Source organism: Cyanobacterium sp. Dongsha4, assembly GCF_036345015.1.
Classification (GTDB): domain Bacteria; phylum Cyanobacteriota; class Cyanobacteriia; order Cyanobacteriales; family Cyanobacteriaceae; genus PCC-10605.
In genome coordinates, this window is record NZ_CP084098.1 from 91,078 (window position 1) to 112,006 (window position 20,929).

The 20,929-nt window shown below is 33.5% G+C and carries 18 protein-coding genes and 1 pseudogene; 13 read left to right on the top strand and 6 right to left on the bottom strand.

Annotation, left to right across the window (positions count from 1 at the left end; all coding sequences use genetic code 11):
• Window positions 1-198: 198 nt before the first annotated feature.
• Window positions 199-534 carry a phage holin family protein gene (locus Dongsha4_RS00395; protein ID WP_330203830.1) on the bottom strand — a complete coding sequence of 112 codons (336 nt, stop codon included), beginning with the start codon at window positions 532-534 and terminating at the stop codon, window positions 199-201.
• A gap of 168 nt (window positions 535-702) precedes the next feature.
• Between Dongsha4_RS00395 and Dongsha4_RS00400 the strand changes: the two are divergent.
• Window positions 703-1,199: pseudogene (locus Dongsha4_RS00400) on the top strand (IS1 family transposase); the annotation flags it as partial.
• Here Dongsha4_RS00400 and Dongsha4_RS00405 read toward each other — a convergent pair.
• On the bottom strand, window positions 1,187-1,783 hold the full coding sequence (locus Dongsha4_RS00405; RefSeq protein WP_330203831.1) for an SAM-dependent chlorinase/fluorinase: 597 nt from the start codon (window positions 1,781-1,783) through the stop codon (window positions 1,187-1,189). The pseudogene Dongsha4_RS00400 and the gene Dongsha4_RS00405 overlap by 13 nt on opposite strands.
• A gap of 52 nt (window positions 1,784-1,835) precedes the next feature.
• Between Dongsha4_RS00405 and Dongsha4_RS00410 the strand changes: the two genes are divergently transcribed.
• Genes Dongsha4_RS00410 through Dongsha4_RS00430 form a run of 5 tightly spaced genes read left to right on the top strand, consistent with a single transcriptional unit; the run spans window position 1,836 to window position 7,007 of the window.
• Entirely contained in the window at window positions 1,836-2,165 is a 330-nt protein-coding gene (locus tag Dongsha4_RS00410; protein ID WP_330203832.1) for a DUF1822 family protein, read from the top strand.
• 50 nt (window positions 2,166-2,215) lie between these two features.
• Window positions 2,216-2,560 (top strand): hypothetical protein, encoded by a 345-nt coding sequence (locus Dongsha4_RS00415; RefSeq protein WP_330203833.1) that lies wholly within the window; start codon window positions 2,216-2,218, stop codon window positions 2,558-2,560.
• Window positions 2,561-2,582: 22 nt separating this feature from the next.
• A complete protein-coding gene (locus Dongsha4_RS00420; protein ID WP_330203834.1) occupies window positions 2,583-4,742 on the top strand; it encodes a hypothetical protein in 2,160 nt (719 codons plus the stop codon).
• A gap of 38 nt (window positions 4,743-4,780) precedes the next feature.
• Complete coding sequence (locus Dongsha4_RS00425; protein WP_330203835.1) at window positions 4,781-5,452, top strand: OmpA family protein; 672 nt, start codon at window positions 4,781-4,783, stop codon at window positions 5,450-5,452.
• Window positions 5,453-5,459: 7 nt separating this feature from the next.
• Window positions 5,460-7,007, top strand: a complete 1,548-nt coding sequence (locus Dongsha4_RS00430) for an EH signature domain-containing protein (protein ID WP_330203836.1) — start codon at window positions 5,460-5,462, stop codon at window positions 7,005-7,007.
• Window positions 7,008-7,192: 185 nt separating this feature from the next.
• Here Dongsha4_RS00430 and Dongsha4_RS00435 read toward each other — a convergent pair whose 3' ends face one another.
• Both Dongsha4_RS00435 and Dongsha4_RS00440 read right to left on the bottom strand, forming a co-directional pair.
• Window positions 7,193-7,642, bottom strand: a complete 450-nt coding sequence (locus tag Dongsha4_RS00435; protein ID WP_330203837.1) for a type II toxin-antitoxin system VapC family toxin — start codon at window positions 7,640-7,642, stop codon at window positions 7,193-7,195.
• The gene (locus tag Dongsha4_RS00440) at window positions 7,626-7,847 is read right to left on the bottom strand and encodes a hypothetical protein (RefSeq protein ID WP_330203838.1); all 222 of its coding nucleotides are present in this window, start codon (window positions 7,845-7,847) and stop codon (window positions 7,626-7,628) included. Before Dongsha4_RS00440 ends, Dongsha4_RS00435 begins: the two co-directional genes overlap by 17 nt.
• Before the next feature lie 118 nt (window positions 7,848-7,965).
• Between Dongsha4_RS00440 and Dongsha4_RS00445 the strand changes: the two genes are divergently transcribed.
• Window positions 7,966-8,121 (top strand): transposase, encoded by a 156-nt coding sequence (locus tag Dongsha4_RS00445; RefSeq protein WP_330203839.1) that lies wholly within the window; start codon window positions 7,966-7,968, stop codon window positions 8,119-8,121.
• Between the two features lie 291 nt (window positions 8,122-8,412).
• The gene (locus Dongsha4_RS00450; RefSeq protein WP_330203840.1) at window positions 8,413-9,555 is read left to right on the top strand and encodes an S-layer protein; all 1,143 of its coding nucleotides are present in this window, start codon (window positions 8,413-8,415) and stop codon (window positions 9,553-9,555) included.
• A gap of 157 nt (window positions 9,556-9,712) precedes the next feature.
• Here Dongsha4_RS00450 and plsY read toward each other — a convergent pair whose 3' ends face one another.
• Window positions 9,713-10,351, bottom strand: coding sequence for a glycerol-3-phosphate 1-O-acyltransferase PlsY (plsY, locus tag Dongsha4_RS00455; protein ID WP_330203841.1), 639 nt, complete (start codon window positions 10,349-10,351; stop codon window positions 9,713-9,715).
• Between the two features lie 295 nt (window positions 10,352-10,646).
• Between plsY and gmd the strand changes: the two genes are divergently transcribed.
• The 4 genes from gmd to ureG all read left to right on the top strand — a co-directional run bounded on the left by gmd (window position 10,647) and on the right by ureG (window position 15,520).
• Window positions 10,647-11,711, top strand: a complete 1,065-nt coding sequence (gmd, locus tag Dongsha4_RS00460) for a GDP-mannose 4,6-dehydratase (RefSeq protein ID WP_330203842.1) — start codon at window positions 10,647-10,649, stop codon at window positions 11,709-11,711.
• Window positions 11,712-11,854: 143 nt separating this feature from the next.
• Complete coding sequence (locus Dongsha4_RS00465) at window positions 11,855-13,792, top strand: DUF4114 domain-containing protein (protein WP_330203843.1); 1,938 nt, start codon at window positions 11,855-11,857, stop codon at window positions 13,790-13,792.
• A gap of 53 nt (window positions 13,793-13,845) precedes the next feature.
• Entirely contained in the window at window positions 13,846-14,784 is a 939-nt protein-coding gene (locus Dongsha4_RS00470) for a GDP-L-fucose synthase (RefSeq protein ID WP_330203844.1), read from the top strand.
• A 142-nt stretch (window positions 14,785-14,926) separates the two neighbouring features.
• Window positions 14,927-15,520: an urease accessory protein UreG gene (gene ureG / locus Dongsha4_RS00475; protein ID WP_330203845.1), complete on the top strand. Its 594-nt coding sequence runs from the start codon at window positions 14,927-14,929 to the stop codon at window positions 15,518-15,520.
• 28 nt (window positions 15,521-15,548) lie between these two features.
• Here the strand turns inward: ureG and Dongsha4_RS00480 are convergent, their stop codons facing one another.
• Window positions 15,549-17,057, bottom strand: coding sequence for a WD40 repeat domain-containing protein (locus Dongsha4_RS00480; protein WP_330203846.1), 1,509 nt, complete (start codon window positions 17,055-17,057; stop codon window positions 15,549-15,551).
• 387 nt (window positions 17,058-17,444) lie between these two features.
• Here Dongsha4_RS00480 and Dongsha4_RS00485 point away from each other — a divergent pair, with 387 nt between their 5' ends.
• Entirely contained in the window at window positions 17,445-20,927 is a 3,483-nt protein-coding gene (locus Dongsha4_RS00485; RefSeq protein WP_330203847.1) for a bifunctional diguanylate cyclase/phosphodiesterase, read from the top strand.
• Window positions 20,928-20,929 lie beyond the last annotated feature (2 nt).

Genomic DNA, 20,929 nt, shown 5'->3' on the forward strand with positions numbered 1-20,929 from the left:
GTTCGATGAAAAAAGTATTGAAAAATAAGGAGTTGAGACTTAATAATTGGCGAAATTTTCTCTGAAAAAATCAGCTTTCTTGAGAAAAAATGTATTTAAAATCAATGTAACCTAGTTTATGTTAATTATAAATACTATTGCCTTTTGCCTACCTTAACCGACAAATTTATATCGAACTCAGATTAACATAATACCCTTTTAAAACTGATTATTTAAGAAACTAGAAATCAAAGAAAGTACAATTGAACCTAACAAAGCATCAACAAAATTATTAATGGTTAAACCGGGGGTGAAATAAGCCGCTAAGTAAAAACAGATGGCGTTAATCACAAATAGGAATAAACCTAAAGTTAAAATCGTTGCGGGTAGGGTAAACAAAATTAAAATTGGTTTAACAATCGCATTAACTATACCAAAAACCAGAGCCGCTATAAGGGCGGCAGTGATATTACTAATCACAATGCCGGGGATGATATAAGCTGTTATCATCATGGAAATTGCGGTGATGATTAAAGTTATTAGAAACGGTGGCATATCAGTATTTTTTTTTTTACAACTTTACTTCTTAATTATATAACAATGATTTTTGATTGAAAGTGATTATCTCTGGTTTTAAGTGGGTAAGTAACCTCAGTTCAGTTTAAGAGAGTATCAATTAGGTAATGTTATGATATAGACTGATCCTATCATCGTTAATTAACCATGTCTCATCAATGCCCTCGATGTCATAATACTAAAATCATCAAAAACAATTTTGCTCGTGGTCAACAAAGGTTTAAATGTAAGCACTGTAACTATCAGTTCACTACGGATAAGATCGAGCGAGGTAAACCTATGTGGATGAAACTAGAAACAGTAATTCTGTATTGCAGTGGAATGTCTATGAATTCGATGGCAAAGCTCCTCAATGTTTCTGCTCAGACTATTCTAAATTGGATTAGAGCTTTGGCACTAGAAAATTATGAAAAGCCTGAACCCTGCGAAGGGGTAGTCGTGGAACTAGATGAACTTTGGCATTTTATAGAGTCAAAAAAAACAAGTTATGGATCTGGAAAGCTTGTGACCGTGATACTAACAGACTTATCGACTGGGAATTGGGAAACCGTGATAGTGAAACCCTCAAAAAACTTTTAATTAGATTACGAAAATGGGATGTAACAGTCTACTGTACTGATAATTGGAAACCCTACCAATATTTATTTTCCAACATTTTAGCAGTGATATTAGTAATTAAATTACCGTAAGTATCAATATATTGAATTGAACCGATTATTTCTTTTTCTTTAATTATGGGATAAATGTCATCTAAAATCACTAAATCTTCTTTATTAAGATTATGACCTAAAGTTTTTAATCCGATACCTTTACTTAAATAAGCCGTCATAGGTGCAAATATATCTCTACCATGAAAAGTATTGCTAGGACTTTGATTAAGCCAATAATTACTATTAGTTAACTCATAAATTTGTTGTGGTTGATACCTATTTAAAACCCCTGTTATTATGCCATTATTGGGACATATTATATAACCTTTCTCAAATGCGATCGCAACTATTTTTCTGTCACTACCAACGGTAGGATCAACTATGGCTAAATGAATGGTATCATCAGGAAAAAAATCCACAGAATTTGCTAAAGCAAAACTAGCGGCGGAGATATTTTGAGGGGGAATATCGTGGGTTAAATCAATAATATCTATATCTGGATTAATTGTTTTTATAATTCCTTTCATCACTCCCACATAAATATCTTGCAAACCAAAATCTGTCAATAAAGTAATCATTATTAATACTATTTTTTTCAATAAAATTAACAGTTAGTATTTAAGAGGATGTTTGAAAAGTCAAAATGGGGATAATAACCAAGAGAATATGATGACTGCGGCGAAGTCGATTGATTTAGGGATTAAATTGGGTAGTCAATCAATCGTTTTATTAATGGCTTGTGTGCCGACAAGGGATGATAAAATCACGGTCACAGTACAAAATTATCCTCCTCAAGGAGAAAATTATTTACCCCCCAATCTGAAGTTAACGGCTTTGGATGGAGATGATAATTTAATTCAGGATACGGTAATTTCAAGAAATTATGATAATTGTATTCAATTAAAACGTTTTACCGCCCCTCATGGTGTTAAGTTTTCTTTAGAAATTAGTTTGAATTAGGTTAGTTTGCGAGAAAATTTTATTTTATAAGTAGGGGAGGAGTTTTAATTTTGCAAGGAAAAGAGATTAAATTACAACCATCGCTATCAAATCTTGTCAATGAAATTCATGCTGTTAATTATTCATGGAAACTAGCCATTGAAATGTTTGATAATAATTATGGCTTGGCACAATCTTTGAGAGACTTAAAAGTTAGGCTACAAATCAGACTTTTACGCAGTTATGCCCCTGAATTTGTTCATTTACAAATTGATCAAGAAACAGAGTCAGAAGAAGCATTATATAGCCTAAAATTATCTTCACCTCTTAACGGATACAGTGATGCGGCACATTTACCTATTCGCGTTGCTGAAAAGATTTTATGCCCTTCAGAATTAAATCAATTTTTATCATAAATTTTTTGAGGAATTATCATTAATGATTATTAGTAATTTGCTTTTAATTACCGTTGTAATTATTTTTCTCGCACTGTTTATATTAGCTGAGTTCATTGCTGTTAACAACTACAGAGGAAATAAGGAATTTGAGACAATAGAGCAGTTAATCAAAAAACTTAATGAGGATGATGCTCAACAAAAAAATAAATTACAAAATAGTCAATTTAAAGAAGAATGGTCATGGATATTAAGACATTTATCGGGTGAAAATAGGAGAGTAGAATTTATACCAAAAAAAGAAAATAATCAATTTATTTTATCTTCTTATCCTAGTATATTAAATCGATCAATTCCACGTAGTCCAGTTTATTATGCTCCAACTTTTCTCACTGCTTTAGGGATTCTCGGTACTTTTTGGGGAATTTTTTCAGGGCTACAAGATATAGGGATTGATGCCATTAATGACACACAAAATTTATTAGACGCATCTAAAACTTTACTATCAGGAATGAGAACAGCTTTTTCTACTTCTTTAGTTGGTTTAGGAAGTGCTAGTTTGATGATGATTGGGTTATGGTGGGGTGGAAAATTAAGACGAGATAGAAGAAATAATTTAAGAAAAAAATTAAATAATATTGCTTATTTAGAATCCCCTCAACAGCTATTATCTCGTTTAGATACATCTTCCATCACTGACGTTGCTGATAGTTTACAGGAAGCAACCAATAGTCTTTCTAGTTTATCTAACTTAACCCCTGATAATATTGCACTAGCTATTCAAAAAGTTATCAGTCAGGAAAAGGTAGCCATAGTTGAGGAATTAAAGGTACAAAATAATAACTTACAAAATCTTACTCCAGAAGCGATCGCCCAAGCAATGACTCCCTTATTAAATCCAATTAACCAGGAAATTATTAAACTACGGGAGAATCAAGAACAACAACAATCAACGATACAACAGTTAGTTAAACAAATGAAAAATGAATTAATTGAGCCTGTTGTGGAAAGATTAGATCAAAGTGCTAAACTCACAGAAAAAGCATCCAATGCCGTCAGAGAATTAAAAGAAGAATTAGGCGGTATTGCTCAAAGTTTAGCAGGTGCAGTAGAGACAATTCAAGAGTTTCAGAAAGATACACTGATAAAATTACAGGATTTTGCCCAAAATTTACAAAATATTTTAAGTCAATTCCGCAATGATACCGAAGGAGTATTAAATAGGGTTGCCGAAGAAATCAATCAAGCAGTAGCTAAAAGTATCGAAGGGATGGAAGCACAAAGAGAAGCATTCAAAACAAGTGCTAATCAAGCATCTGAAACATTTAGAGGTATTCGAGAAGATTTAACCGAAGCCCTCAACACTCAAGCACAACAACAAAAAGAAATGTTAGAAGGTGTAAAAACTTCCACCGAAAGAATTTTACAGGAGGCAAACGAGGTATTTAAAAATCAAAGTGAAACCCTAACCACAGTAGGGGAAGAAGCATCAGCATTAATGAATCAAGCTAAAGACAATCTGTTAGGAACTTTAAATAATATTGATGAAATGTTGCAAAAAACCCGTGAAACTGTACAAATAGAATTAGAGAGATTTCGCCTAGAATATCAAAACGCATTAACAGAATTTTTTGAGCGACAAAACAACTTATTAAACGAAACTCTAGGCAAACAAAGAGATGGTTTAGCTGAAGTGGTTAATGATTTACAAGCAAGTTTTAAAGAAGAAATAACAGTAAGAAAACAAATAAATGAAGAAGTTAATTCTAGTTTAAATAATATTCAAGAAACTGTAAGAATTGTCAGTAATTTAGTTAACGCAACTGGTATGAATTCCAGTGAAAGATTCGCTCAATTAGAAGAATTAGCCCGTACTATAGGCGATGAAGCTACTAAGGTTGAAAGTGCATATCAAAAAATGGAAAATCAATTCAACCGTAGTTTACAACAAAGTAATCAAAAACTTGAACAAATATTAAATCAAATCATCGCAGAATTTGATCAACTTTCTGCTCAAACTAATAAGCAAATTAATGACTATTTAGCTTTAGCAGGAGATAGTTATGGTAAGAGTTTTCAACAAGCAGATTCCGCTATGGCTAATGTTTGTAGCCAACTAAATGAAACCTCAATTGGCTTAGTTGAAGTTTCTAAATATTTAGTCGCTTCTGCTAATGAATTAAAGGACAAAAATCATAATTAAATAATTAGTTAGTAACTAAATTAAAGGAGATATTTACTGTGTTTAATAATTTATTTGAATCGGAAACTGATGAAGAATTATTAGAAGAACAAGATTCTGGTGTTTGGCTTTCTGTTGGCGATTTAATGTCAGGTTTGCTAATGTTTTTTGCCTTATTATTTATTGCTGTTTCAGCACAATTAGTTGAGTATGATAATGTTATCAAAAAAATTCCGTTAGCTATTATTGAAGCCACTAAAAATATAGAAGGTGTTGGTGATAGTATTAAAGTAGATCCTAATGGTGATTTAAGTTTAGATGATAAAATTTTATTTGACGAAGGAAAAGCCACTTTAAAACCTGAAGGGAAGCAATTTTTAAAACTCTTTATTCCTGTTTATAGTCAAACTATTTTTACTGATGAAATATTTGATGAACAAGTATCAAGAATAATTATTGAAGGACATACAAGTTCAAAAGGAGAAGAAAAAGATAATATGGAGTTAAGTTTTCAAAGAGCTTTAGCCGTAATTGAATATATTAATACAATTGAATTTCCTGAAAAAAATCAATTTAAAAAAAAATTGTTAGCCGCCGGGAGAGGAGAAATAGATGCCGAGAAATCTTTTGATAATCCTCAAGATAGAAAAGTGATGTTTCGCTTTCAATTTAAAAGAGAAGATTTAACCACGATATTTCAAAATAAAATAAAGCAAAATAAAGAACAATAATCAACTGATGAAACTTTTGAAACTTTTTACTTCTCGACTAGATTTACCACCAATAAAAAAAATAAAACCCATTGAATTAATTAAATTAACAACGGGGAATAGTTCTGAAAAATTAGAACCACCTACTTTACCTATTGAGGTTGATTTAAACACTAATAGTTTACCACGTAAAATAGATGAGATTATGAATGATATTTTGCATCATAACTCAGAAAATATTGGTTTATTAGAATGGATTTATTGTTTATTTTCTAAAGCAAATTGGGATTTATCTAATTCATCCCAAAGTAGCATTACTTCTCAATTAATTTGGCACACTGCTCAGAAAAATCCAGAACTTAAAAATCTTTTATTATGGCGATTAGTTGTTTATTATTTTAATAACGATGATAAAATCTTAGCTCCCTCATTAGTCAATACATTTGATGCACATTTTAATCCTCAAAATAAGCAAGATAAGTTAACTGTCAAAATTATTAATTTACTTAAATATCCATCGTCTTATCAAAAAATTGCGGAGCTTTGTTTTTCTCATAATTTATTACCAGAAGATTTATTAAAACAACAATTATTACCTTGGAATCTAAAAATCAATGGTGAAATTAGTTTAGTTGATAAAATTAAAACTTATTTTTCTAAAAGTTTTTCTAATATAAAAAATCCGAATAATCAACAAGCTAATTTACTCTTAAAGTCTTTAGAAACAATCTCAATTAATCATCAATCAAGTTTAGTAGAAAATATTTTAAATCATGTATCTCCTAAAGTTGGCATTCAGTTTGTTGAGTTAGTTAAATGGTTGCGTGATAATTATAGTTTAACCAGTACAAATTCTCGTTGGAATGAGTTATCCCATTCAGGCAAATTAGCTTTAAAAAAGTGGATTGGTGCTGTTAATTATAAAGACTTTGAACAGTTAGTTGAGGTAATAATAAAGCGTATTTATCTTGAATATTGGGAAATAAATCAATTGATAAAAAGAAAAATATTTTGGTCTAATTATACAGATAGATTTGAAAGAATTAGGATCTTATTGCCATCTTCATCTATGCAAATGATTAATAACAATATTGATTTCGAGGAAATATCAGAATTAAAGGCTGATGGAAGTGAAGATACAGAAATTTGTATCTTTGATTTTGAAGAACATATAATTGTAGAATTTTTTAGAGGAAAAGGTAGTGAAACTAGAATATTTACTAAAACCGAAGAATTAGAGAATTTACTATTTTACAGCAATGAGATTTCGATTAAACAATTAAGAAATTTATCTATTGCAAGAAATGATATTCATGATCATCAATATTGTTGGCAAAATGATTGTGAAAGCCTTTTAAGAAGCAAGGACATATTCCCAAATGAGGGAATAAGATATTTTAAAATAGTAGAAGATAAACGTGGATTTCCCTATGATTTTGAAACAGGAATGTCACCTCTTTATTCAGATCAAATTGAGGAAAGAGAGCGAAAACTATATTATTGGAGACGAGATATTAGAGAATTAGAAGCAGAAGCTAAAAAGTATATTGGAACTTCCACAGTAGTTGTGTTGTGAAAAATTAATAGAAAATAACTTTTAAAAAGTTTGCCTGAAAAGGCTTATAGCTAAAAAAATAAAAGTTTATAAAAATTAAATTTAATAATTCCCTTTTGCCTTTTGCCTTTTTTACTAAAAATTTATCATACTCAAAGTCGAAGATCCAAAATTAATTCTTTTTCTGATAAATAAAAAAATTTAGTTTATAAAGAATTGGGATTAATTACTTCAATTTGATTACAATGAATAAAATCATCTATGTTAAAAGTATAAATCTTCCGAATACCATGACTTAACATAATCCCAACATGGATAAGATCAAAAATTTGACCATTGATAACAGGGTTAGCTTCCAATAAATCCATCCAAATATCAAACAAATTAGGAGGAGTTGACAACAGAGAAACGTGAGGCATTTGATAAATTCTTCTCATGCGATATAACGCCTCGTTTGGAGTTAATGGATTCGCCAAAATGTTACGATTTGTTAGGTAGGAATAAAACTCCGCCATTACTGAAGAAGAAATACTCTGTGTTTCTTTACTATTTGGTCTAAATATTTCTAGGGCAAGTTTATGTTGAGGTGCTTTAGTGTTAGCCATATAGGCTAAAATATTGGTATCAACGTAAATTCCGTTAGCTTCTGTTGCCATAAAGAATTCTGCGGTTAAAAGGTTGAAGAATTTCACTTTCAAAAAATATATCATCAAAATTGCTCATTTCTATTGTTTCTGAAATGTTACAATTTGAGGCTTCTTGATGATTTTGCTGTTTAAATTTTTCAATAATATCTTGCAAATATGCTATTTGTTCAGATTTCAAGTCATTGAGGTTAAGGGTTTGATTTTGATAATTCATAGTAGATGAAGATTTACTAATAATAGAATCAAGTATAACTTCTTTTTAAGAGGATGTTTGAAAAGTCAAAAAGGTACTATGGATAGTATAATTATCTTTGAGCAAAATATTTAATTTTATGATAGCACTTTCTACTGATTATCTTTGTGGTATGACAGATGATCAGTTTGACTTAATTTTTCCACTCATTCCTCCCCCAAAAAGTGTTGGAAGACCTCGTGAAGTTGATATTCGGGCTGTAATCAATGCGATTTTTTATGTCTTATGTAACTGATTACACCAGATATAAACTTTTCAAACATCCCCTAATTTAACACTTGATAAAATAGCTCAAACTAAATAGGGGTTGAGAAAAAAGAGGTGTTACCAAGGATAAGCAACAGGCAAGAGTTTAAAATACCTACAAATCAAAGACTTGAGCCGTAATAATGATTTTTTATAAATTGCTATTTGTTTCAATTATTTTTGATTTAGATATAGAAATAGGGCTAAAGCCCTCACTACAAACCCTTTAATATTAGAAAGCTATAGAATAGTGATAATGTTGATTCAGATAAATTAGGTAATGGCTCGAATTTTATACTTTCTTCCTCTATTAATTATTTTGGCAGGATGTAGCGGTAATCAGGCTTTAGAATCTCGTTTTGCCCCTGATTCTCAATTGAGTACAAATAATACCGCTAATACTACTGATGGAGATAATAATCCTAATAAGACCAATAATTCGACATTAGCCGATAATCCAGAAAAAAATCGTGATAAGATTAACCTTCCATCTAACTTTCCCCAAATTATTCCTATTTACGAACCATCCACTCTAATTAATGTTAACCAACAAACCATTAAATGGCGATCGCCTGACCCCTTAAATTTAATAGTAAATTATTACCAACAAGAGTTATCAGCAAATAACTGGCAAATAACCAAATCCCAAGAAAACTCAATTGATGCAACCCATCAAGGGGATAATCTAACCTTAAGTCTTATCCTTACTCCTCAAGGTAGTGACACAGAGTTGTCTTTAACTTATAGTAATTCAGAAAGTAGCAATAATAACTCTTTAAATACTTCTACAGAAAATACTGTTAGTCAGGATTTAACCTCACCCCTACAGGAATTAGTCAGATTAGGTATTATTTCCAACTCAGAAGCGATAAACCCCTATGAGACTATTTCTCGCCGAGAATATGCCCGTTGGTTGGTGCAAACTAATAATCTTCTTTTTCAAGATGTTAACGGTAAACTAATTCGTGAAGCTAATCCCAATAGTAAACCTATTTTTAGTGATGTACCAGTTTCAGATCCAGATTTTGCCATGATACAAGGATTAGCCGAAGCAGGTTTAATACCCTCTCCCCTATTAAAACAAGGAGAATTTACCAGTTTTAATCCAGATAAACCATTAACAAGGGAAAATTTGATTACTTGGAAAGTGCCTTTAGATTTCCGAGAAAAATTGCCTAATGTTACTTTAGATGCTTTAAAGGAAACATGGGGATTTCAAGATTTAAGTAAAATAGATCCTTGGGCTTGGTCTGCATTATACTTAGATTGGCAAAATGGTGAATCCGCCAACACAAGAAAAGCCTTTGGTTATATTATTTTGTTTCAACCTCAAAAAGAGGTTACTTATGACGAAGCCGCAAGAGTTTTAAGTAGTTTTGGCACAAATACGGATATTAGTTATCTGAAAAATGTCAATAAATAGATTGTTTTTCGGCGAAACGGAGATAAGAGGGGGAAATTGGGGCTTGGGGTATTAGGGCATTGGGGAGTAATGAGTAATGAGTTAGGAGTTATTACTCACCTTAATAATATTTACCTTTGCTTCTTGCCTCTTACCCTTTTTTTGATTGCTGATTGAATTATGCAGTTTGTCCGATACGAGGTTCTTTTCCTGATAAGATACGATCGATGTTACTGCGATGTCTAATAATAACGTAACTAGCGGCAATGATAGCGAAAACAATATAAGGGGCAGTAGGTTGTAAAAGCCACATTAATATATTAACTGCGATCGCAGCACTGATAGAACTAAGAGAAACAATTTTTGATATAGACAATACAATTACAAACACTCCTAAAGTACCTAATCCCAAAAAGGGATTCATAGTGAGTAAAATTCCCAAGCTAATGGCGGCGGATTTACCCCCAGAAAATTTTAACCAAATAGATTTACTATGACCTAAAACAGCTAATAAAGATGCGATCGCAATTAACCAATCCTGCCATTGTATCGGTAATATTTCCCCGCCACCATAAATGAAAAATAATTTTACACTGGCGACTGCCAAAACTCCCTTTAACATATCTATTAATAACACCGTCAGTGCCGCCCCTTTTCCTACGGTTCTTAATACATTTGTTGCTCCTGTAGAACCTGAGCCATATTCCCTAATATCAATGCCTTTTAAAACCAAAGCCACTAAATAACCAGTGGGAATAGAACCCAAAAAATAGGCAAAGAGAATCAAGCCAAAACTGATAAGAAGTGAAAAAGTCATGACAAAACCTGTTGAACACTGACATATATTATCAGGGATCATGGATATTTAGACAAATGCCCTCATGGAATTTACATAAACCGTAGCCAATAAAAAATATGATCAAAAATTTATGATGTGCGGTTTATATTTTCTGTATTATTGAGTAAGTTTCACATTTTAATTATTAAGTGAATGAGAATTTTTAGTTATTGCTTTAAAAGATAAAAATATAGATAAGTTCGGGTAAACTGAGCAAAAAAGAAAGAGTTTATTTCAAATATCAGCAGGTTTAAAAACTTTCAGGAAATTTTTTATGACTAATAGAAAAATAGCTTTAATTACTGGTGTTACAGGGCAAGATGGTTCTTATTTAAGTGAACTATTATTAGAAAAGGGTTATGAGGTTCACGGTATTATTAGACGAACTTCCACCTTCAATACTGATAGAATTGATCACATTTATCAAGATCCCCATCAAGAAGATGCTCGTTTTTTTCTACACTATGGAGATTTAACCGATGGTACAACCTTAAGACGCATTCTCGAAGAAGTTAAACCCGTCGAAGTATATAATCTCGGTGCACAATCCCATGTAAGGGTTAGTTTTGACGCTCCTGAATTTACCGTTGATAGTGTAGCAATGGGTACTTTAAGGCTATTAGAGGCAATTAAGGATTATAAACAGCGTACGGGTATTGATGTGCGTTATTATCAGGCTGGTTCATCGGAAATGTTCGGGAAAGTGCAGGAAATTCCCCAAAAAGAAACTACCCCTTTTTATCCTCGTAGTCCTTATGCTTGTGGTAAGGTTTATGCTCATTGGCAAACCATCAATCATCGTGAATCCTATAACATTTTCGCTTGTAATGGAATTTTATTCAACCACGAAAGTCCCCGCCGAGGTGAAACTTTTGTTACCCGCAAAATCACAATGGCGATCGCACGTATTGTGGCAGGGCAACAGAAAAAATTGTATTTAGGTAACTTAGACTCAAAAAGAGACTGGGGTTATGCTAAAGACTACGTTAAGGCTATGTGGTTAATGTTACAACAAGATGAGCCAGATGATTATGTGGTAGCAACGGGGGAAACCCACTCTGTGAAAGAATTTTTAGAATTAGCTTTCTCTCACGTTAACCTCAAGTGGGAAGATTATGTGGAATTTGATGAGCGCTACTTACGCCCGGCGGAGGTAGATTTATTAATAGGTGATCCCACAAAAGCTAAGGAAAAACTAGGTTGGCAACCATCTTTAACCTTCCCTCAGTTAGTTAATTTGATGGTAGATGCAGACTTAGAAGCTTTAGGTATCAGTAACGGTGAAAAAGTGCCAGATCAAGCCTATATTCGTCATAATATGCGACCTAGTGTTAACTAGAAAGATATAAAAAAATAAGAAGATAAGGACATAAAAAATTACTTAATTCCTCGTCTTTTACTAACCATATCCAAAAATAGACAAATCGATTATTCGATGATCGAAATTTATATTTCCTTGACATTATTTGAGCATAATAGCTTATGACCATTGAATATACCCCCCTAGCAGATCAACTTATCGCCTACCTCGCCAACGATAGGTTAAACACATCTGGGAAAAGTTCCTCACTTAATACCAGTATCTTGCTTAATGCGGATCTTTTTGGTACAGAAGGAACAATTATCACTGCCAATTATGGATTTGAGGGCTATATGGGAATACCCGGCATGACGGGAACAGATCAAGCATCTCAAGATATTGCCTTTGCGAATAACGTTTCTTGGCAAGATTTGGGGGGCAATACAACCATGAATCAACGGGCCTATACTTCCGCCATTAGCACTGATACAGTTCAATCAACTTATGACGTTGATATTGAAAAATTAGATAATATTCCCGTTGTTTTTAGTTTTCCTTTATTACCAACAACCGTTAATCCCACAGATTTTCGGGTCACTCGTAACGATGGTGTGGTGGTGACACCGGTTATTGCTTCTTTTTTGCCTAATGCAGAATATAATGAACGGCAAACAGTGGTAATTACGGGAGAATTTGGCAATAGGGGAATTCCCGGTACAGAGGGAGCAATTTATCCTGTATCCGTTTCTACGGTGTTAGACTCAACCCCATTAGAAATGATTGGTGAAGATGGTTTAATGAGTGCAGTAGGTATAACTGTTGATAGCCAAAATCCCTATGTTGTGGGTAATGGGCCTAAAATGGTTACGGCCAAGTTAAATCGTTTTAGTGATTTAGGAGAAGGTGCACCCCTTTGGCTAGTTACTAATCAAAATAATAGCGGTTCTGACTTGTATGGAGATCAAGCCCTTTTCCGTCTTCGTATTTATACCAGTGCTGGATTTTCCCCCGATGGTATTGCTAGTATTTTGCCAACGGATTATCAAAAATTTTTCTTGGTGAAAGCTGAAGATTCTTCAGGTAATATAATTGAGCTTGTAGAAACAGGGATTTATTATGAAATTTCTGGATTTGGTTCAATTCGAGTGGAAGGGTTAGCAGATTTATCTTTAGCACAACCCACTTATGATAATACGTACATTGAAGATCACGACAATTACTACGATATTATTCTTTCTGGGGATGAAGAAGCTATTAATCAAATCAAAACTGTTGAACTTCCTTCCTCTGGAGATTATTCTGTAGTTTACAATCCCGGTGGCCCCGGTAATAATCCAAGCAGTAATCCTGAAGGTCCTTTTACTGTTCCGAGTACACCCCATCAGGTCAATGTTGATAATGATATTAACCGTGTTTCCAATGTTTCTTATGTAGAAGTTGATGGAGCAGTTATGCGTAATCCCTATACAAGTCAACCCATTGGGGAAAACATGGGGGTGGCAGTCAAAGATTTAGCCTCTGGTTATGAAATTTATCAATATTTAGATCCTGATGGTAAAGTTTTTTATGCCTCATTTTCTGCCTCAACGGATTTAGCCACCGATTTGACAGATGAGCTAACATCTCCCACTCCCATTAATTTTATTGACGCTAGGGAGTTAACTCAAGGGGAATCTTTTACTGTTTCTGGTTCTTATAGTCGTGAAGCGGCTTTTAATAGTGAAATGGGGTTTTATCGCATTTTAAATGAATCTGGGGCAGTATTAGATCCTCTCACGGGTACAGAAATTAACCCAACACAAGCAGGTTACGCAGAGGTTGCTTTATCTGAATCAAACCGATTATCAACTTCAGGCTCAACTTTAGCTGCAGAAAATTTCACAACTAAAAGTTTTGCTTTTAGCATCTTTGGTGGTGAATTGTATGCACCATTTCTAAAAGTAGATTTGGGAGATTTTGGCAATGGGAGCGAAGAAATTTATTTTCCCTTTGCCAGTGCAAATTCGGACAAACTTGATCATGTCACCAGTTTCGGTGCTAACGTCATTGGCTTTGAGGATTTAAACGGAGGGGGAGATAGAGACTTTGATGATATTATTCTCCGTTTTAGTATCACTTAGCTTGATTCTCAACACAAATCTCAATTTTATTAACGTATTAACTATTTATTGTTATGTTAGATTTAAGTACAAAAAGAATCCTTGTGACAGGCGGTGCGGGTTTTCTCGGTAAACAAGTGGTTGCCGAATTACTTAATGCAGGGGCAAATCCCGATAATATTACTGTACCTCGATCGCGCGATTGTGATTTAACGGTGTGGGAAAATTGTCAAAAAGCGGTTGCTAATCAAGATATTGTCATCCATTTAGCCGCCCATGTGGGTGGTATTGGTTTAAATCGGGAAAAACCTGCGGAATTGTTTTATGATAACTTGATGATGGGAACACAGTTGATTCATGCGGCCTATCAAGCAGGGGTAGAAAAATTTACTTGTGTCGGTACGATTTGTGCTTATCCTAAGTTTACTCCTGTACCCTTTAAAGAAGAAGACATCTGGAATGGCTACCCAGAGGAAACTAACGCGCCTTATGGTATTGCGAAAAAAGCCCTTTTAGTACAGTTGGAAGCCTACCGCAATCAGTATGGTTTTAATGGTATTTATCTTCTACCTGTTAATTTATATGGTCCTGAAGACAATTTCGATCCCCGTAGCTCTCATGTAATTCCTGCTCTAATTCGTAAAGTTCATGAAGCCCAAAAAAGAGGCGATCGCACCCTTCCTGTGTGGGGGGATGGAAGTCCTACCCGTGAGTTTTTATACTCCAATGATGCAGCAAGGGGGATTGTTATGGGTACACAGATGTACGATAGTAGCGAACCCATTAACCTCGGTACGAATTTTGAGATTTCCATTAAGGATTTAACGGAATTAATCTGTGAATTGATGGAATTTGACGGGGAATTAGTCTGGGAAACCGACAAACCCAATGGGCAACCCCGCCGTTGTTTAGATACCACTAAAGCGAAAGAAACCTTCGGTTTTACTGCTAAAATGAATCTCAGGGAAGGTTTAAAACGCACCATTGAATGGTATAGAGAAAATGAAGAATGATTGGAGTTCGGAGTTCGGAGTTCGGGGTTCGGAGTTATAAATTAATAATGTCAACAATCCCATAATTTAAGTATTTCCAAAAACCCTTTTCCCTTTTCCTTTTTCCCTACCCTCATCGAACAACTTAGAGACAAATCAAGCAATGACATTTAGAATCGGCATCGCAGGACCTGTTGGATCGGGCAAAACGGCTCTTTTAGACGCTTTATGCAAAAATATGCGGGAAAAATACTCCCTCGCCGCCGTCACTAACGATATTTATACCCAAGAAGATGCTCAATTTTTGGTGCGATCGCAGTCCTTAACTCCCGATAGAATTAAAGGAGTAGAAACGGGGGGATGTCCTCATACCGCTATTAGGGAGGATGCTTCCATTAATATAGAGGCGATCGAGGAATTGGAAACAACTTTTAAGGATTTAGATATTGTCTTTGTAGAAAGCGGCGGAGACAACCTAGCGGCGACATTTAGCCCTGAGTTAGTGGACTTGACCATTTATGTCATAGATGTGTCCGCAGGGGATAAAATACCCCGTAAAGGAGGACCCGGTATCACAAAATCTGACCTATTGGTAATCAATAAAATTGACTTAGCTCCCTATGTTGGTGCAAGTTTAGAAGTGATGACGAGGGATTCTAAAAAAATGCGCGGTGATAAACCTTTTATTTTCACTAATTTAAAAACAGGAGAAGGATTAGAAAAAGTGATTGATTTTATTCAATTTCATCTTCATTAAAGATTTACCCTTGCCTCTTGCCCTTTTTTTACAAAGTCGATTGTTGCCAAATTTTAACAGTTCCATCAACTCCCCCAGCGGCCAAGATAGTTCCATCTTTACTTAAGGATAAGGAAAAAATACGATTGTCATCACTTATTTTTAAGTGTCCTAATTCTGATGCGCTACTAGGATGCCAAATTTTTATTAAACCGTCTGTTCCTGCACTGTATAATAATTTATCATCAGGGCTAAAACATAAATCCATCACTTGTCCTTGATGTCCTTTTAACTCTAAAAAAGGTTCTATTTCTAGGTAAAGACTAAATGTTGTTGTAGGTAAACGCCAAATTTTAATTGAACCATCCGCACAACCTCCTGCTATTAATTCTCCTGTACTATCAATTGCGATCGTATCTAAGGAAGACATATTGCCAATTAATGCCCCTAATTTATTTTCCCCTGCCAACTGCCATAGACTAATAACTCCATCGCCTCCCCCCACCGCAACATATTCATGTTTTTCACAAACTGACACTGCACCGATAGCGCCACTCTCGTCAAAACTACTAGATAAAAGTCTTCCTGTCTCTAAATCCCATTGTTTTAAAGTTTGATCTGAACTACCACTTAAAAGGATTTTCTGCTCATTAGCAATGGCTAAACCATTGATTGAACCTTCATGAAGACTCATAGTGTGTTCTAATGATAAACGCCAAGATTTATTTTTATCTCCTTTTAATGACCAAATTTTGACATCTTGATCTAATCCCCCCGTAGCAATACCATAGTTTATATAATCAAGATCATTCACGCAAACAGCAACAACGCCTTGCTCAGAAATTTCGACCCCATCAACTTCAATTCCTGTTTCTAAAGACCATAATCGCAAATATTGATCCCATGAAGTGGTTAACAAATAATTATTATCTTTTGTAATTGTTAAATCTGTAACCGATTGCTGATGGGCATTAATAATATGAATACATTTCCAAGCAATTTTTGGTGGTGGTTCTAAATCATAATTAACTGTTTTAGTTAAAGCATTTTTGTCAGGTAATTTTATGGATGAATTAGGGAAATTTTGACTTTTATTAATGTTTTGATTGGCTTGATATAACTGCTCTAAAGTTTTTAATCTTAATTCTAATTTATGTTCTTTAATATACTCAATTATGCTAGTAACAGATTTATTGATACTATCGAGATCATCTTGTAAAGAGGCTATAATTTGATTATCAGATTTAGGGGTATTACTGGCTAACTTAGGAGGAGTTATAACGGCTTTCTGTTTCTCAATATATTCATCAATCGTTTCTTTAACCTCGGCAACTTCTGCCGAAAAACGTCTCATTTGTAAACCTAAAGCCCCTGCAATTCTTGCCTTTGTTCGATTTTCAGAGCGAAAACGGTTGATTAAACTGAGAATTAGGGTGAAGGTAATGGCAATAATAAATAGAATCTGATTGTCTATGGTGAGGCTAAGACATAAACCTATAATAGTTAATACAATACTTAAATATTCAGCCCATTCAAACCAACCGATCATCAAAATCATTATTCTTCTACCCTGTAATAAAAATCAAGTTTTTTTATGTTGAAAAGTGAATCTCTATAAATATAAACTAATATTAGCCTACATCTATGACAATGCAGAATGAAAAATGAAAAATAAAGAATGGTTGATTTCTCATTCCTATATGGGGTTGGTTAAAAGTATTTTGCTGAAAGTAAGGTAGTTTGAAAAATAAGCAGTGAAACGGTATTTTTGTTTACTATTACCTGTTACCGCTAATTAGAGAATAATTTTGGGCTAAAATGATAAAAAAATAAAAATGCGATACAATAACTACTTTTTCTGAGATACAAAAAGCATAAAATTAAGGCGATTAGGGTGTGATTGTATGTAAGTAAAGCATTACTAAATTTTTAACGGGGTTAATTTATGGATTCTAAAAATAAAGAAAAACAAGAGAAAAACTATCATTCTTTGACTAATCTTTATGAATCTATATATTTGACTGGAAATCTGGATAACATAAATCTTAATGGGGAAACTATCGATAAACCTATTGCTTTATTCCGTAGAGATGATTTTGGGTTAATTTCGGGAAATCATCTTTTTCAGGAGAAGTTTGTCACACCTAAATCAAAGTCCCATTTACAAGACTATATTAAACCTTATACCATTCGAGAAATTTTAGGTTTTTCACAGGGAAATTGTTTTTTAGTAAAACCTTTAACGAATCATAACTATTTTTCGGGAGAGTTAAATTCTTGTTATAGTTACGAGTTTGAGTTATATAACTTATCTATTAGCACGGTTACTTGGAAATCAGAAAAGGTTATTGCTGTTATTTTTCACCCTCTTTCTACCCATTCCATTATTGACTGTGCAACTCGTCTTTCTCAACTATCTTCTTTAATTAGTAACTTACCTGTGGTGGTGTATCAATGTCGTAATGATAAATATTGGACAATGGATTACATCAGCAAAAATTGTTGGGATTTAACAGGTTATGAAGATCAACACTTACTAAATAATAGCTCCAAATCTTATTCTAGTTTAATTCATCCTCTCGATCGCAATTTTGTTCGAGAAGAAACCGAAAGCGCGATCGCATCTCGTACTCATTTTGATTTAGAATATAGAATCGTTAGCGCTAATGGCGATATAAAATGGGTGTGGGAAAAAGGAAAAGGAATCTATGCCCCTACAGGAGAATTATTATATTTAGTCGGGATAATTCAAGAAATTACAGGTAAAAGGAGAAATGAACAAGAAAAATCTTTTCTCTTTGGTTTAACAAAAGTTATAAATACTGCCAATAACCTAGAAACCGCATTATTGCACACGATACAGGAAATATGTCAGATTACCCGATGGGATTTTGCCGAGGTGTGGCTACCCAATTTTGAGGGTAATGTTTATAACTATTCTGTGGCATGGTATCGCAAAGATAATCCTTATTTTGATAATTTCCCTTTAACCTTGGCAGATTTTCAACAACATAGTTATGACTTTTGCTTTCACTTTGAAGAAGGCTTACCGGGGAAAGTTTGGGCAGAAAAAAAGGCAATGTGGTGGCAAAATATACATCGAGATTCTAATTTTTTGAGGAAAAACTATGCCAAACAATCGGGCTTAAAAACCGCTTTAGGTATTCCTGTGATGGTGGGAGATGAAATTATTGCTATTTTCGTCTTTTTTACCCATAAATCCTTATCTATCAACTACGATTTAATTAATTTTCTCGAAACAATTACTTCTCAACTGGGTAGTTTTCTCAAACAAAAGCAAATTGAAACCCAATTACGTCAAAGTCAAAAACAATTAGCCAATATAGTTGATTCTAGTTTAGGAGTCTTTTTTCGTATCAGTTATAATACTCAATGGGGAAAAGACTATATTAGTCAGGGTTGTGTGGCTTTAACTGGTTATACCCCCAATGAGTTGATGGAAAATGACAAAATTAATCTTGTCAAAATTACTCATCCTTTAGACTTACAAGGAGTTTTAGAAACCATCAAAAACAGTTTGAATAAGAAAGTTATTTATAGTATCGAGTATCGTATTTTCACCAAAGATAATCAAGTTAAATGGTTATGGGAAAAAGGAAAAGGTATCTTTGATTCTCAAGGGCAACTATTAGGCATTGAAGGTATTATAACCGATATAGGCGATCGCCCCTGCACAGAAAAATTATTATCTCAAGTAGAAGACAGGTATCGCAACTTTTTTGAGAATGCAGTAGAAGGTATATTTCAAACTACCGTTGATGGTTATTATCTTTCTGCCAATAAAGCCTTAGCTAAAATTTATGGTTATGACACTCCCATTCAACTAATTAAAAACCTCAATGATATAGAAAATCGTCTTTATGTACAACCCCACCGCCGTAAGCAATTTGTTCAACTATTAGAAGAAAATGAGGTTATTAGCAACTTTGAATCAGAAGTTTATCGCAGTGATGGTACAACCATTTGGATTTCAGAAAATGCAAGAGCCGTACGTAATGTTAAAGGAGATTTACTCTACTATGAAGGTACTGTAGAAGATATAACCAAATATAAGTTAGCGCAAGAAAAACTCCATCGTCAAGCATTTTATGATCAACTAACTCAATTACCCAATCGTAGTTTATTTATGCAAAAACTAACTCAATGTTTAGATAAACTCAAACAAGATTCCACCGATGAATATCAGTTTAGCATTTTATTCCTAGATTGCGATCGCTTCAAAGCCGTTAATGATAGTTTAGGCCATGGCGTGGGAGATTTATTATTAGTTGCCATTGGTGAGAGACTGCGTAACTGTTTAGGAGAAAAAGAAATTGTTGCTAGATTGGGAGGAGATGAATTTACTATTCTCTGGGATGGAATTGACAATATCAAAGAAGTAATTAATTTAGCAGAGAAAATCAATAATGCTTTTAAACCACCTTTTGTTATTAATAAACATCAATTATTTTGTGGTATCAGTATTGGTATTTTTTTTAGTAGTAGTTTAGAAAAAGAACAATATAACCGTCTTAGCCCACCTCAAATTTTACAATATGCAGATACAGCTTTATATAAAGCAAAATCCCAAAAAAGATCTTATTATCAAGTTTTTCAAGGAGATATGCACAATGAAGCTCTTGCAGAATTACAATTAGAAAATGAAATTAGACAAGGCTTAGAAGCAGAAGAATTTATCCTTTATTATCAACCTATAATTAATTTAACTAATAATCAATTAAAAGGCTTTGAAAGTCTAATTAGATGGAATCACCCTCAAAAAGGAATAGTCACACCTTTTCATTTTATCAATTTAGCAGAACAAACAGGCTTAATTATTCCTATGGGTTTATGGGTATTAAAAGAAGGATGTAAACAGTTAAATAAATGGCAAAATAACATTTTAAATTCTTCAAATAACTATAAAACAATTCCCATTATTAGTATTAACTTATCCAGTCAGGAATTAAATAGTGAAAAATTTTTACCCACTCTTGATAATATTCTCAAAGAAACCCAAGTTAATCCCGAATATATAAAGTTAGAAATAACAGAAAGTTCCCCTATTTTTCAAGAACAATCAACTCAGTATATACTAGATGCGATCGTCGATCGCAATATACAATTATGGATAGATGATTTTGGCACAGGATACTCCAGTCTTAGCTATTTACATAGATTACCAATCAACGGCTTAAAACTCGATCGCTGTTTTGTTACAAATATAGAAGCAAATCAAAAAAAAGCAAAAATGATTAAAGCAATTTTATCTCTAGCCTTCGATTTAGGAGTAGAAGTAATTATCGAAGGAATAGAAACAGAAAAACAGCTAGAAATCATCCGAGAAATGGGTTGTATGTGGGGACAAGGTTATTTATTTTCCCATCCCCTACCCCCAGAAAAAGCCGATAAATTAATTAGTGAATAGAT

Coding starts and splice junctions, on each gene's coding strand:
- Dongsha4_RS00395 (WP_330203830.1), bottom strand. CDS start 534: ATGCCACCGTTTCTAATAACTTTAATCATCACCGCAATTTCCATGATG.
- Dongsha4_RS00405 (WP_330203831.1), bottom strand. CDS start 1,783: ATGATTACTTTATTGACAGATTTTGGTTTGCAAGATATTTATGTGGGA.
- Dongsha4_RS00420 (WP_330203834.1), top strand. CDS start 2,583: ATGATTATTAGTAATTTGCTTTTAATTACCGTTGTAATTATTTTTCTC.
- Dongsha4_RS00430 (WP_330203836.1), top strand. CDS start 5,460: ATGAAACTTTTGAAACTTTTTACTTCTCGACTAGATTTACCACCAATA.
- Dongsha4_RS00435 (WP_330203837.1), bottom strand. CDS start 7,642: ATGGCAACAGAAGCTAACGGAATTTACGTTGATACCAATATTTTAGCC.
- Dongsha4_RS00440 (WP_330203838.1), bottom strand. CDS start 7,847: ATGAATTATCAAAATCAAACCCTTAACCTCAATGACTTGAAATCTGAA.
- Dongsha4_RS00445 (WP_330203839.1), top strand. CDS start 7,966: ATGATAGCACTTTCTACTGATTATCTTTGTGGTATGACAGATGATCAG.
- Dongsha4_RS00450 (WP_330203840.1), top strand. CDS start 8,413: ATGGCTCGAATTTTATACTTTCTTCCTCTATTAATTATTTTGGCAGGA.
- plsY (WP_330203841.1), bottom strand. CDS start 10,351: ATGACTTTTTCACTTCTTATCAGTTTTGGCTTGATTCTCTTTGCCTAT.
- gmd (WP_330203842.1), top strand. CDS start 10,647: ATGACTAATAGAAAAATAGCTTTAATTACTGGTGTTACAGGGCAAGAT.
- Dongsha4_RS00465 (WP_330203843.1), top strand. CDS start 11,855: ATGACCATTGAATATACCCCCCTAGCAGATCAACTTATCGCCTACCTC.
- Dongsha4_RS00470 (WP_330203844.1), top strand. CDS start 13,846: ATGTTAGATTTAAGTACAAAAAGAATCCTTGTGACAGGCGGTGCGGGT.
- ureG (WP_330203845.1), top strand. CDS start 14,927: ATGACATTTAGAATCGGCATCGCAGGACCTGTTGGATCGGGCAAAACG.
- Dongsha4_RS00480 (WP_330203846.1), bottom strand. CDS start 17,057: ATGATTTTGATGATCGGTTGGTTTGAATGGGCTGAATATTTAAGTATT.
- Dongsha4_RS00485 (WP_330203847.1), top strand. CDS start 17,445: ATGGATTCTAAAAATAAAGAAAAACAAGAGAAAAACTATCATTCTTTG.